13 protein-coding genes are annotated in these 13,017 nt (G+C 72.2%); 3 read left to right on the top strand and 10 right to left on the bottom strand.

Features of this window, described 5'->3' with window-relative positions; genetic code table 11:
- Window positions 1-2 precede the first annotated feature (2 nt).
- From ACQPXD_RS24095 to ACQPXD_RS24055, 9 genes are read right to left on the bottom strand one after another with little or no spacing between them, the layout of a single operon-like run.
- Window positions 3-1,157, bottom strand: a complete 1,155-nt coding sequence (locus ACQPXD_RS24095; protein WP_432842175.1) for a pyridoxal-phosphate dependent enzyme — start codon at window positions 1,155-1,157, stop codon at window positions 3-5.
- On the bottom strand, window positions 1,154-1,960 hold the full coding sequence (locus ACQPXD_RS24090; protein WP_432842173.1) for an IclR family transcriptional regulator: 807 nt from the start codon (window positions 1,958-1,960) through the stop codon (window positions 1,154-1,156). The genes ACQPXD_RS24095 and ACQPXD_RS24090 overlap by 4 nt, the downstream gene beginning before the upstream one ends.
- A gap of 28 nt (window positions 1,961-1,988) precedes the next feature.
- Entirely contained in the window at window positions 1,989-3,179 is a 1,191-nt protein-coding gene (locus ACQPXD_RS24085) for a M20 family metallopeptidase (RefSeq protein ID WP_432842171.1), read from the bottom strand.
- Window positions 3,176-4,675 carry a xylulokinase gene (locus ACQPXD_RS24080; RefSeq protein WP_432842169.1) on the bottom strand — a complete coding sequence of 500 codons (1,500 nt, stop codon included), beginning with the start codon at window positions 4,673-4,675 and terminating at the stop codon, window positions 3,176-3,178. The genes ACQPXD_RS24085 and ACQPXD_RS24080 overlap by 4 nt, the downstream gene beginning before the upstream one ends.
- A gap of 2 nt (window positions 4,676-4,677) precedes the next feature.
- Complete coding sequence (locus ACQPXD_RS24075) at window positions 4,678-5,619, bottom strand: sugar phosphate isomerase/epimerase family protein (protein ID WP_432842167.1); 942 nt, start codon at window positions 5,617-5,619, stop codon at window positions 4,678-4,680.
- A 24-nt stretch (window positions 5,620-5,643) separates the two neighbouring features.
- On the bottom strand, window positions 5,644-6,408 hold the full coding sequence (locus ACQPXD_RS24070; protein WP_432842165.1) for a sugar isomerase domain-containing protein: 765 nt from the start codon (window positions 6,406-6,408) through the stop codon (window positions 5,644-5,646).
- Entirely contained in the window at window positions 6,405-7,229 is an 825-nt protein-coding gene (locus ACQPXD_RS24065) for a carbohydrate ABC transporter permease (protein WP_432842163.1), read from the bottom strand. The genes ACQPXD_RS24070 and ACQPXD_RS24065 overlap by 4 nt, the downstream gene beginning before the upstream one ends.
- Window positions 7,226-8,161 (bottom strand): carbohydrate ABC transporter permease, encoded by a 936-nt coding sequence (locus ACQPXD_RS24060; RefSeq protein WP_432842161.1) that lies wholly within the window; start codon window positions 8,159-8,161, stop codon window positions 7,226-7,228. The genes ACQPXD_RS24065 and ACQPXD_RS24060 overlap by 4 nt, the downstream gene beginning before the upstream one ends.
- On the bottom strand, window positions 8,158-9,483 hold the full coding sequence (locus tag ACQPXD_RS24055) for an ABC transporter substrate-binding protein (protein ID WP_432842159.1): 1,326 nt from the start codon (window positions 9,481-9,483) through the stop codon (window positions 8,158-8,160). Before ACQPXD_RS24055 ends, ACQPXD_RS24060 begins: the two co-directional genes overlap by 4 nt.
- A gap of 282 nt (window positions 9,484-9,765) precedes the next feature.
- Here ACQPXD_RS24055 and ACQPXD_RS24050 point away from each other — a divergent pair, with 282 nt between their 5' ends.
- Both ACQPXD_RS24050 and ACQPXD_RS24045 read left to right on the top strand, forming a co-directional pair.
- Window positions 9,766-10,488, top strand: a complete 723-nt coding sequence (locus ACQPXD_RS24050) for a GntR family transcriptional regulator (RefSeq protein WP_432842157.1) — start codon at window positions 9,766-9,768, stop codon at window positions 10,486-10,488.
- Between the two features lie 33 nt (window positions 10,489-10,521).
- The gene (locus tag ACQPXD_RS24045; RefSeq protein ID WP_432842155.1) at window positions 10,522-11,268 is read left to right on the top strand and encodes an MBL fold metallo-hydrolase; all 747 of its coding nucleotides are present in this window, start codon (window positions 10,522-10,524) and stop codon (window positions 11,266-11,268) included.
- Window positions 11,269-11,518: 250 nt separating this feature from the next.
- On the opposite strand, the gene ACQPXD_RS24040 is transcribed toward ACQPXD_RS24045, so the two are convergent.
- The gene (locus ACQPXD_RS24040) at window positions 11,519-12,448 is read right to left on the bottom strand and encodes a L,D-transpeptidase (protein ID WP_432842153.1); all 930 of its coding nucleotides are present in this window, start codon (window positions 12,446-12,448) and stop codon (window positions 11,519-11,521) included.
- A gap of 80 nt (window positions 12,449-12,528) precedes the next feature.
- On the opposite strand from ACQPXD_RS24040, the gene ACQPXD_RS24035 reads away from it, so the two are divergent.
- On the top strand, window positions 12,529-13,005 hold the full coding sequence (locus ACQPXD_RS24035) for a hypothetical protein (protein WP_432842151.1): 477 nt from the start codon (window positions 12,529-12,531) through the stop codon (window positions 13,003-13,005).
- The last annotated feature ends 12 nt before the right edge of the window (window positions 13,006-13,017 follow it).

Raw genomic sequence — 13,017 nt, 5'->3', positions numbered from 1 at the left:
GGTCACTCTCCTGCTCGGTGCGGTTCCTTGGCGCCGTGCCCGGTCAGCAGGAGCACGACCCGGGCGGCCGGGTCGGCTCCGGTGAGCGCCGCGACGGCGGGTGTGGCCAGGGCGGCCAGGGCGGTCGCCGCGGCCGGTTCCACGAGCAGGCCCCGGTGGGCGAGCTCGTGCTGGGCCGCGGTGATCGCGGCCTCGTCCACGGCGACGATCTCGCCGCCGCTGTCGCGTACCGCGCACAGGGTCAGCAGCCCCTCGTCGGCGTAGCCGTGCAGCGCGTCCGCGATCGCCGCGGCGGCGGTGGGTGCGACGTCGACCGGCCGGCTCAGCGCGGCCCGCCAGTCCGCCGAGCGCCAGGCCCGGGCCAGCGGCGCGCACGCGGCCGCCTGCACGCCGGCCATCCTCGGGATCGACGTGGTCGCGCCGGCGGCGTACAGGTCCTGGAAACCGCGCAGGACACCGTGCAGCAGAGGCCCGGCGCCGATCGGGACGACCACCACGTCCGGCGCCCCGCCGAGCTGCTCGACGAGCTCGGCGGCGAGCGGCCGGTAGGCCTCGGCGAGCAGCGGGTTGCGGTACGTGGTGGTGACGTTGAGCCAGCCGGCCTGCTCGGCCGTGGTGGCGTGCCGGTACGCGTCGCTGTAGTGTCCCTCGACCACCTCGACGTCGGCACCGTGCGCGCGGGCGACGTCGAGCTTGGCCCACGCGCCGGAGCCGGTGGCGCAGAAGATGCGGCAGCGCAGGCCGGCGGCGGCCGCGTACGTGGCGGCGGAGACGGCCGCGTTGCCGCTGGAGGCGAGGACGAGCCCCTCGATGCCGAGGTCGAGCGCGGCGGACGCGGCGAGGGCCATCGCACGGTCCTTGAAGGACAGTGAGGGGTTGAGCGACTCCAGCTTGGCGTACACGGTGGACGGTCCGAGGGAGAGCGGGACCAGCGCGGTGCCGCCCTCGCCGAGGCTGACCGCGTGGCCGGTCCGGGGCAGCATCCCGGCGTAGCGCCACACGCCGATTCCCGCGCCGGGCCGGTGCTGCCCCGGGGCGAGGGCGGCCAGGTCGAGCACGAGCGGCGCACCGCACCCGGCGCAGCGGTACGCCGGGTACGTGGCGGTGGCGGCGCACGCCGTGCAGCGTACGGCGTAGTCGCGCTGTCCGGGCGTCATCGCTCGACCGTCCGCTGTGGACGACCGGCGGGCGGGTCACCGGTCCACCCCAGACGGTGCGACAGCTCGTCGGCCGCGGCCCGGATCCGCGCACCGTGCTTCACATGCTCTTCCGGGTCGTAGCGGGTGGCCGGCATGGAGACGCTCAGCCCGGCGATCACCCGGCCGTCGTGGTCGAAGACCGGCGCGCCGACGCAGCAGATGCCCGGCTCGTTGTCCTGCAGGTCACTGGCGTAGCCGTCCTGCCGCACGGCGGCCAGCAGCGCCTGCAGGCCCGGCTCGGGCACGGGTTGCCCGCCGAGCGTCGCGGACGCCCGGATGGCCTCGGTCAGGATGTGTTCGGGCGAGTACGCCAGAATCGCCCGCCCGATCGCGGTGGTCAGCGCCGGGTTGCTGCCCCCGACCCGGGAGTGCATGCGCACCGGGTGCGGGCTGTCGATCTTTTCGATGTAGACCACGTGGGCGGCCGCGAGCACGCCAAGGTGGCAGGTCTCGCCGGTCCTGTCCACCACGTCGCGCATGACCTCACGGGCCTCCTGACGCAGGTCGAGGCCGTCCAGGAAGGCGCGGGCGAGGACCATCGTGCCGGCCGCCAGCGCGTACCTGCCGTCGTGCGTCTCCCGCACCAGGGCGGTGCCGCGGAGGATCCGGAGCATCCGGTGCAAGGTGGTGGTGGGGATGCCGGTGACCCGGACCACGTCGGTCAATGAGGCGCCGCCCGGACTCTCGGCCAGCGCGTTCAGCACCGCCACCGTCCGTTCGACCGCGCGGAGTCCGCCGGGTCCGCGTTCGGTACTGGCCACGGTCAGTTCCTCCCTGTCTGCTGCGATGTCAGGCGGCCTGGACGTGCAGCATCCGCGCCGCCAGTGACAAGTAGACCTCGGCCGCCCGGTGCAACTGCTCGACGGCCACCCATTCCGACAGTGTGTGCGCCTGGGCGATGTCACCGGGTCCGCAGACGACGGTGGGGGTACCGGTTCCCGCGGCCAGCAGCGCACCGTCGGTCCAGAACTGGACGCCCACCGGCTCGGCGCCTGCACCGGTGTGCCGGTGCGCGACGTCGCAGAGCAACCGCACGTACGGGTCGTCCGCCGGGGTGTCCAGCGGGGTGTGCACGAACGCGGCGGTGCCCGGCATCTCGCTCACCGTGCCGTCCACGGCCGGATCGTCACGGTGCAGGTCGTCCACGATGGCCCGCAGTTCGGCCAGCACGTCCTCGTGGCGTTCACCGGGCAGCCAGCGGCGGTCGAGCTGGACCCGGCACGCGGCCGGCACCATGGGCGGGCGGTCACCGCCGGTCACGACGCCGACGTTGACGGTCGCCGGTCCCAGCAGCGGATGGCTGCGCCCGGCGAGCTCGGGTGCGAGTCCGCGTTCGATCCGGTTGACGAAACGGGCGGCGTGGTGGATCGCGTTCACGCCTTCGGCGGGCACGCTGCCGTGGGCGGCCCGGCCGCGGAACGCCGCCTCGGCCCAGAGCGCGCCCTTGTGCGCCCGCGCGACCCTGAGCCGGGTGGGCTCGCCGACGACGGCGAAGTCGGCCCGGACGCCGGCCGCGACCAGCGCCCGCATGCCGGCGCTGCCGCTCTCCTCGCCGGCGACCGCGGTGAGCAGCAGCTCGCCGGCGAAGGATACGTCCGGGGCGGCGAGGGCGGCGACGACCGCGGTCATCGCGGCGAGGGCGCCCTTCATGTCGGCGGCGCCGCGGCCGTACAGCCGCCCGTCCTCGATCCGTGGGCACAGTGCCTCCGGCATGCCGTACGGCGGCACGGTGTCCAGGTGCGCGTTGAGCATCAGCGTGGGACCGGGGCGTGCACCCCGGACGCGGGCGAGCACGTTGCACCGTTCGCCCTCGACGGGCTGCAGCGCGACGGCGGCACCGAGCGCGGTGAGCCGCTCGGCCAGGTGGTCGGCGACCGCCCGTTCGGCCCTCGGGTGGTCCTCGTGCCCTTCGACCGCGATCAGCCGGGCGGCGTCGGCGAGCAGCGCGTCCGGGCCGACGCGCAGCGGCAGGCCGGTCACGGCGCTACCCCTTCGGCGAACGCGGGGTCGCGGCCGAGCGCGGTCACGGCCCCGGCGGCCGCGGTGTACCGTTCGCGGGCGCGCCGGTAGGCGGCGCGGTGCGGCTCCGGCACGACGACCGGCTCGCTGTCGTCGAGGGCGGCGCAGGCCGCGTCGATGCCGGGCCACACGCCGATGCCCGCGCCGGCCAGGGCCACCGCGCCGCGCGTCGACGCGTCGTGCGAGATCCGCCGCACGGGTAGGTCGAAGGCGGCGGCGAGGCATTCGCACCAGATCGCCGACCGGGCGACACCGCCGCCGACGCGTACCTCGGTGACCTCGCCGGTGATCGCGGCGAGCTGGTCGACCGCGTCCGCGCAGGCGTACGCGACGCCTTCGAGCGCGGCTCGGGCGACGTCACCGGGGCCGTGCGCGGGTCCGGCGCCGAGCAGCGCGGCCCGGACCCGGGGTTCGTGGGTGGGCGTGCTGGTGCCGAGCAGGTACGGCACGAACGTCAGCGCCCGCGCCCCGGGCGGGCTCTGCGCCGCCAGCGCCTCGGCCCGGCCCTCCGGCGTGGCAGCCGGTCCGGGCAGCAGGTTCTCCTCGCACCAGCGGATGCCGAGGCCGGCCGCGTAGACGGAGACCATGCCGAGGAACCCGTCCGCGCCGGCCCGCGCGAAGACGAAGTGCCCGCCGGTGCGCAGTTCGCCCAGCGCGGTGACGACCTGCGCGGCGGTGCCGGCGTTGACGTACACCCGGCCGGGGGTGACCGCCCCGCCGCCGAGCGCGGCGCAGGCGACGTCCGAGCCGCCGGCGACGACGGGCGTCCCGGCGGGCAGCCCGGTCACGTCGGCCGCGGCGGCGCCGACCGTGCCGACCACCGCCGTGGACGCTGCGACCGGCAGGGCCAGGTCCGGGTCGGCGCCGCACAGCTGCCACAGCCGCGGATCCCAGCGGCCGTGGCGGACGTCGAACAGCAGGCTGCCGGCGGCGTCCGAGGGATCCGTGCCCCAGCCTCCGGTGAGATGGTGGCGGATGACGTCCTTGGGCTGCGCCAGCCGCGCGGCCCGGCGCAGCGCGTCCGGCTCGTGGGTGGCCAGCCAGGCGAGCTTGGGCGCGGTGAACGCCTCGACGACCGGGTTGCCGCAGCGTTCGCGGAACAGCTCGGCGTGCCGCCGCAGGCGGGCCACCTCCGCCTCGGCCCGCCGGTCGGCCCAGGTCATCGCCGGGCGCACCGGCTTGTCGGCGGCGTCGAACAGGGCCAGCGCGTGCATGTGGCCGCTGAGTCCGATGCCGGCGACCGCGCCGGCGGGCACCGCTGCCAGCGCGTCGCGCAGGGCGCCGGCCGACGCGGTCCACCAGTCGGCGGGGTCCTGCTCGTGCCAGCCCGGGTGGGTGGTGGCCGACGGGTACGCGCGGTAGCCGCGCGCCACCGCCGCACCGTCCGCGGTGTCGACCACGACCGCCTTGGCTCCGGTGGTGCCGAGGTCGAGGCCGACGAGCAGGCCGCCTGCCACCGCTACCGGCCCCGCCGCGGTACGAAGCCGAACTCGCCCAGGAACTCCAGCGACTCCTCGGCCACCCGGTCAAAGTCGGCCAGGCCGACACCGGCGGGCTCGCCCACGCCGATCGTGCCGCCCACCTGCCAGCCCTCCCATTCCACGCTGACGTACCCGGCAAAGTTGATCTCCGCGAGGGCCTCGTACGTCTCGCGGAAGTCGACCAGCCCGCCGCCGAACCAGATGTGGTTGCAGTGCACGATGGTCGGCAGGCCCACCTCGTCCTTGATCTGCACGATGTCGATGTACGGGCCGAGCCGCTTGATCGCCTCCTTGACGTTCATGAACGGCTTGACGGCGACGTAGAACGCGCCGGTGTCCATGGTCATCCGCAGGTTGCTCGCGCCGATCTCGTCGAACATCCGCTCGATCAGCTCGACCCGGTTGAGGATGGTGCCCTGCAGCAGCTCGATGCTCACGTTGAGCCCGAGCTTGCTCGCGTGCGCGGCGACCTCGGTGATCGCCTCGCGGCACTGCCGCCACGCCTCCTTGCGGGTCAGCAGCACGTTGAGCGGCGGGTCGTAGTAGCCGTCGCCGATCAGCGTGCACACCGACTTCGCGCCGAGCACGGCGGCCGCGTCCAGCGCCTTCTTGAACGACTCGATGCCCCGCTCGCGGTCGAACTCGCGCGGGCTGACGAACGTGGTGTGGTGCCCGAGGTAGCCGATGTCGATACCGACCCGCTCGGCGGTCGCCCGCACCTGCCGTAGCTGCTCGTCGTACTCCGCCTTGGGAATCTCCAGGAGCTTGGCGAAGATGAAGTCGACGCCGTCGTAGCCGTACTTGGCGGTCTGCTCGACGCACCAGGCGGCCGGCTTGTTACCCCAGGAGTTCCAGGCGGGGCCCGCGGCTTCCAGCCGCCCCCACGGCATGTTGGGCCAGACCTCGAAACTGAGCTTCACGATGTGCTCCCTTCTCAAGCGTTGTCACAGGTGTGGTACGAGCGCGGACATCGCTCGCACCGAGCGGCTGTTGTGGCTGGCCGCGCCGGTCATGTTGGCGCTCATGAACACCTGCGGGGTCTCGCCGCGGCGCAGCTGGATGCCCAGCGCCTCCACGATGATGGCGTTGAGCAGCGCCATACCGACCACTGTGGACGAAGGCCCGCAGGCCGGCAGCCCGGGCCCGAGCTCGACCAGGCCATCGCCTGGCGGGCAGTGGTTGTCGACCACAACGTCGGCGAGGTCGTGCAGCCGCGGCCCGGGCCGGTCGATCGAGGTCGCGTAGCGCCGGGAGGTGATCGCGATGAGCGGCACCCCCCGGCCGCGCGCCACCTCGGCGACCTCGTTCGGCAGCGGGTTGGCGCCCGAGTTGGAGGCGATGAGCAGCACGTCCCGGTCGCCGTCGAGCCGGTACCCCTTCAACAGCTCCTCGGCGTGGCCGGTCTGCCGTTCCAGCTCCGTGCTGTGCACGGCACCCTCGTGCAGCATGTGCGGGCCCTTGAGGATCGGGCACACCCGCACCGCGCCACCGGCCCGGTAAAACGCCTCCTCGGCGAACATGTGCGAGTGCCCGCTACCGAAGACGAAGAGGATGCCATCAGCGGCGAACGACCGGGCGACCGCCTCGGCCGCCCGCCGGATCGGCTGCATCTCCGCCTCGATCGCGGCGGCGAGGACCTGCTGCACGCGGGCCGCGTACGCCGCGCCGGTCACCGCCGCCCCGGCCGGCCCGGATCCGTTGGCCGTCATTTGACCGCCCCCGCGACGAGGCCGCTGACGAAGTACCGGCCGGCGAACAGGAACGGAACGATCGCCGGGACGATCGTGCAGAGTGTGCCGGCCATGAGCAGGCCCCAGTTGACCGTGTACTGGCCCATGATGGCGCTCAGTCCGATCGGCAACGTCTTGAGGTCGTCGCTGACCAGCAGCTGTGAGGCGAAGACGAACTCGGTCCAGGAGAACACGAAGGCGTACACGCCCACGGTGGACAGTCCGGGAGCCAGCAGCGGCAGGATGATCCGCAGCATCATCCGCACCGGCCCGGCGCCGTCGACGGCGGCGGCCTCGTCGAGGCTGCGCGGGATCGCGAAGAGGAACCCGCGCAGCAGCCAGGTGCAGAACGGCGCGGTGAACGCGACGTTCACGATGACCAGCGCGTTGCGGGTGTCGATCAGCTCGAACGCGGCGAACACCTGGTACAGCGGGACGAGCAGCAGCGTGCCGGGGATCATGTAGGCGGCCAGGATCAGGCCGGCCACCTTGTCCGCGCCGGGGATGCGCAGCCGGTAGAGACCGTGCGCGGCGGCGAACGAGACGATCATCGTGAACAGGGCGGTGAGCACCGCGACGATGAAGCTGTTGGTCAGGTAGCTCGGGTAGTCGGTGGCGGTGAACAGCTCCCGGAAGTTGTCCAGCGTCGGGTGCTGCGGGATCAGCGTCGGCGTGCTGCGCAGGATTTCCTGGCGGTCCTTGAACGCGGACACCGTGATCCAGTACAGCGGACCGAGGACCACCACCGCCAGCACGGCCATCGCGACCGTTCGCGGCAGGCGGTTCAACACGGATGTCACTGGTCCTCCTTCGGCCGGGCGACGCGGATGTAGAAGAATGCGACCGCGGCGAGCAGGACGATCGTGATGACGCTGACGGCCGCGGCGTCGCTGGCCCGGAACTCGCTGAACGCCTTGTTGTAGATGAAGACCGGCGCGGTCGTCGTCGCGTCCGCCGGCCCGCCCTTGGTGACCAGGTAGATCGAGTCGACGATGTTGAACGACCACAGCGAGCCCACCAGGCCCAGCGCGAAGAGGATCGGCTGCAGGAGCGGGAACGTGATCCGCCAGAACAGCTGCCAGGCGTTGGCGCCGTCGACCCGGGCCGCCTCGTAGACCTCGACCGGGATGGTGCGTAGCGCGCCGTAGATCACCACCGCGCCGAGCGGGAACCAGTGCCAGCTGTTCATGAGGATCAATGCGGGCATGGCGAGCGCACGGTCGCCGAACGGGCTGCCCAGCCCGTCGACGCCGACCGCGGATGCGGCCTTGGGCACGATGCCGTAGCTGCTGTTGCTGAGCCACTGCCAGATGACGGCGACCGCCACGGTCGGGATGACCCACGGAAACAGCGTCCAGGTCCGCGCGCCGCGGGCCCAGCGACCGTTGCCGCCGATCACGAGCGCGGTGACGAACGCGACGACCGTCTGGACCACCAGGTTGCCGGCCAGCCAGATGCCGGACCGCCCGATCGAGGCCCAGAACTCCCCGTCGGACAGGGCCCGCCGGTAGTTCTCCAGGCCGACGTAGCTGGAGCCGCTGCCCACCACGCCCTGGTTCTGCAGGCTCAGCAGCACCGTGTTGAGCAGCGGATACCCGATGACGCCGACCATCAGGACCACCAGGGGGGCGACCAGGGCGTACCCCAGCAGGTGCCGGCTCCAGGGCCGGCGCCCGGCGGCCCGGGAGCGCAGGCGGACCGCCCGCGCCCCCGGGACCGAGTGCGTGCTCACCGCGCGACCGCCTCCCGCATCTGCTGGTCGCCCCACTTGACGGCGGCGGCGGGTGACTCGCCGTTGCTGTACACCCGCTGCACGACCTGGGCCAGGATGTTCTGGCCCGAGATCTTGCCGATCGACCCGACGTACTGGCCGTCCACGAAGCCGAACAGGCCACCGGACTTGGACTGCTCGAGCATCGCGTCGACGCAGCCCTGGTACTTCTTGATCACCTCGTTGCCGGTCCACGACGTGGCCTTCGCGCCGTCCGCGGTCAGCGGCAGGAACAGGCCCGGCTCCGCGTTGAGGAACTGGCCGTAGTTCTCCGGCTTGAGCACGAACCGCAGGAAGTCCTCCGCGCCCTTGGCCCGGGCGTCGTCCCGGGACAGCACCATCGCGGCGTTGGAGTAGTAGATGCTGCCCGGCTTGCCGCCGGTGTCCGGCTGCGGGATCGGCGCGCAGCCGAGGTCGCTCGCGGGCCGGCCGGACTCCTTCTCGAAGGGCGCCAGGTACTGCCCCTTCTCGATCGCCATCGCGGCGCCGCCGCTGTTGAAGGCCGCCTGCGGCTCACCCCAGGAGTAGTTGCCCGCGTCGCTCGGGGACAGCTTGAGCAGGTCGGCGTAGAGGCTGACGGCGGCCACCGTCTGCGGCTTGTCGAAGGCGACCTCGCCGCTGCCGGTGAAGAAGTTGCCCGCCCCGTTGGTGAGCATGAGGCTGTAGATGACCTGGTCGGTGGCGAGGTTCTTGCCGGCCGGCACGGCGATGCCCTTCTGGCTGCCGCTGGACAGCTTCTGCGCGTCGGCGAGCAGCTCGCTCCAGGTCTTCGGCGCGTCGGCGATGCCCGCCTTGGCGAACAGGTCCTTGCGGTACCACAGCATCTGCACCATGCCGTAGAGCGGCACCGCCCAGTACTCGTTGTTGTCGTGGTAGGCCGCCTTGGCCGCCTCGCCGAACGTGTGCTCCTTGTCCAGCTCGTTGACCAGCGCGGTGACCGGCCGCACGGCGCCCAGCGGGCGCACGTAGGTGGTGAAGTCGGGGATCGTGAACAGGATGTCCGGCTGGGTCTTGGACTGCACGGCGCCGGAGATCTTGGTGTAGATCTGGTTCCAGTCCTGGACCTGGGCCTGCACCTTGTACTCGGGGTTCGTCGCGTTGTAGGCGTCGATGATCTTCTGGAATGCGGCGACGCGGTTGGGCGGCTGCTCCATGTGCCAGAGCGTCAGCGTCTTGTCGCCGCCGCCACCGGGGCCGCTCGATCCGCCACAGGCGGCGGCCGGCAGGACGACCGCGAGGGCGAGCGCCCCTAATGCCGCTCTTCTCAGCTTATGGAACCTCATGACGGAATATTCTCCTTTCGCGACCTTTTCATGGTGATTGTCGCGACCTGGGGTGTCCAGGGAGCTCGACAGATCTCGACCAGCGGACTAGTCGGGTGCTAGGGCTTCGGAAGCTTGTTTCGGAGAGTACTGTTGCGGTCTAGACCGGGTCAACGGCCCGAAGGTCACAAGCCGGTATATGGGCAGGTGAGCATGGGGTTCACGGCGCGCCGGACGGGTGGTCGCGCTTCCATCGAGGGACGCGGTGGTCGCAGACACGCACTGATACGGGATGATCACACCATGCCGACGCCGAAACACGTGGCGATCACGAATGCCCTCCGCGAGGAATGCCGGGACCTGCCCGTCGGCTCGCGCCTGCCCGCCGAGAAGGAGCTCGCCACGAGGTTCGGGGTCAGCCGGATGACCGTCCGGCAGGCGCTCGACGCGCTCGCCGCCGAAGGCCGGGTCGAGCGGGCCCCCGGACTGGGCACGTTCGTGCGCCGCCCGACCGTGGCGATGGGCCCCGGGCTCACCTCGTTCACGGAAGACATGCGCCGCCGCGGGCTGCGGCCCAGCTCCCGGCTCATCGCCCTGGAGCAGGTCGCCGCGCCCGCCGACGTGGCCGACGACCTGGGCGTGCCCGCCGGCACCCCGGTCATGCGCCTGGAGCGGCTGCGCTTCGCCGACGACGAGCCCATGTGCCTGGAGGAGGGGCACCTGCCGATCCGCTTCGAGCGGTTGCTGGAGGGAGCCGACCTGGAGGGTTCGCTGCACCGCATCCTCGCCTCGGCGGGTGTCATCGTCGACTCCGCCGGCCGCCGGGTGCGAGCCGCCGCGGCACCCTCCCGCGACGCCCAACTGCTGCGCCTGTCGACCGGGGCGCCCGCCCTGGAGATCATCGACATCTTCTACGACACCAACGGCCGGGCGGTGCAACGCTCTCACTCCCGCTACCGCGCCGACCGCTACGAGGTCATGTCCGACCTGCACCGCCGACCCGCCGCAGACCTGGAGCCGCAATGACCCGGACCGCAGTCCGCCCGGAGGGGCGCTGACATGGGCGCCGTCCCGATCCTCGACTCGGTGTGGCTGGTCGGCAGCGGCACCCATCCCGGCGCGTACACCGACACCCACGACTGCCACTGCTACCTGGTCTGGGACGGCGCCGGCGGCATCCTGGTCGACGCCGGCACCGGCCTCGGCGCCGACCGGTGGCTCACCGCCGTGGCGGAGGTCTGCGACCCGCGGGCGCTGGCCGGCGTGGCGCTCACCCACTACCACGCCGACCACGCCGGCGGCGCCGCCGCCGCCCGGTCGGCCGGCATCCCCCTGCTCGCCAGCGCCGTCACCGCCGACGCCCTCGCCACCGCGGACGAGGAGCGCACCAGCCTCGCCCGGGCCCGCGCCGCCGGCGCCTACCCGCCCGGCTACCGGCTCACCCCGGCGACCATCGACCGGGTACTCCTCGACGGCGAGACCCTCGCGGCGGGCGACCTGCGAATCGAGTTCCTGCCCGCACCCGGACACTGCGACGGCCACCTGGTCGTCCTCGTGCACACCCGCGGCCGGAGCCTGCTCTTCAGCGGAGACTGCCTCTTCGCCGGCGGCCGGGTCAGCATCCAGGCGATCCCCGACTGCCGCCTCGACCAGTACGCGAACACCGTGATCGGCCTTGCCGAGCGGGACGTCGACGTCCTCCTGCCCGGCCACGGCGAACCGGTCCTGCACCACGCCGCCGACACCATCCGGGCCGCCGCCGCCTCATTCCGCCGCCTGGTCCCGCCCCCGAACATCCTCAGCTGAATGAAGCGCTCCCCGCAACGACGGCGTAACGCCGGGCAGGGGAATGCTACTGCTGGCGAAACTCGCGCGGCGACATCCCGTACTGCTCCCGGAACACGCGCAGGAAGTGCGCCGGGGCGGGGAACCGCGACCAGGTCGAACCGCTGGTCGATCACCGCGAGACCGGCGGCGTCGCGGGCGAGCTCGTCGCGCGACGCCGGTAGTGGAGCCAAGGCTGTCATGCCGAGATTATGTTCCGGCGGCACGAGGCTCAGCTGGCCGGCACCGCGCCGCCGGCCTGCCAGGTGCTCCAGGCCACGTTCCAGTCGCCGTACCCGTCCCAGGTCGGCATGGTCGGTCCACCGGTATTCGTGTAGCTGACCACGTCGCCGACCTGCGCGAAGTCGAAGTAGGCCTTCGCGTTGGCCTCGGTGAGGTTGGTGCACCCGTGCGAGGTGCTGCGCTGCCCGATGTTGCCCCCGTTCCAGCTGGCCGAGTGGACGAACTCGCCGGAGTTGGTGATCCGTACCGACCAGGGCACCTGCTCGTCGTAGTCCGCACCGACCATGCGCTCGACCGCGTCCTTCTCCATCACGACCTTGACGCCGTTGAACGTCGGTGTGCTCGCCTTCCCCAGCGAGACTGGAAAGTCGAAGACCTGCTTGCCGTCGGAGGTCACGACCATGCGCAAGGTACTGCCGTCGACCTTGCCGATGTTCGCGGCCCCGGTCGCCATGTCCAGGGTCAGGCTGTTGTCGAACACCAGACCGGGCCCCGCCGACCGCCCCTTCACGGCCAGGTCCATCTTGATCGAGGCGTGCGCCGGCCAGTACTCGGCCGGCCGGTAGTGTGCCTCCAGCGGGTACCCGGCGTAGATCGTGGACTTCTCGAAGTACCACGCACCCTGGACCGGCGTCCCGTTGACGGTGACCTGGGTCGCCGCGGCGAACTCCTTGGCGCTCGTGATCGACGCCGACAGGTACGCGATGATCGGCATGCCCACCCCGTACGTCGTGCCGTCCTTCTCGTACAGCCGGACGTGCACCGGCTTGCCGGCCGGCGCTGGTGAGGACGACGGCGACGCGCCGCCGGCCGACGGCTGGACCGACGCACCCGGCGCCGCCGACTGCCACGAAGCCTCCGGCGAGCCCCCGCCGCACGCCGCCAGCCCCGGGCCGAGCGCGAGCAGCAGTACCGCCAACCGCCAACGATGAGAGCATCTCATAACCACGACAATGCTCCCCGCGCGCGCTCACCGCCACCGGGGTGAAGGAGACACTGATGATTGTCGATCACGTGCTCGGTCGTATCGGCGAGGCCGTCGAGTTGCACCACGGCCGGGGGCAGCGTGGGGCTGCTCGCCATCTGTTCGCGGAAATCTGGGAGGAGATCGGCGGGGAGCAAGGCGATCCGCTGCACGTTTGTGTGCTCGCTCACTCGATGGCCGATGTGCAGGACGATGTGCATCAGGAGCTGGTCTGGGACCAGCGGGCCCTGGCGGCGGCCGGCCTGCTCACCGATGACCGGGTGGCGCAGGCCGGGGTAACGCTGTCCGTGGCCGGCCTGTATCCGTCGTTGCACCTCAACCTGGCCGAGTGCTACCGCAGGCTCGACGATCTCGGCCGCGCCCGGGAGCACCTCCGGCAAGCGCAGGCCGGGATCGGCGCGCTCGGCGATGACGGGTACGGGCAGCTGATCAGGAGCGGCCTGGAGCGGCTGACGCGGCAACTGACTGCCGACGACGCGGGGCGGGCGTAGCCTGCTCCTGGT

The organism is Dactylosporangium sp. CA-092794 (assembly GCF_050948465.1).
Taxonomy (GTDB): Bacteria; Actinomycetota; Actinomycetes; order Mycobacteriales; family Micromonosporaceae; genus Dactylosporangium.
Note: the sequence above shows the minus strand (reverse complement) of the source record. Positions and strands in the feature narration are given on the sequence as shown.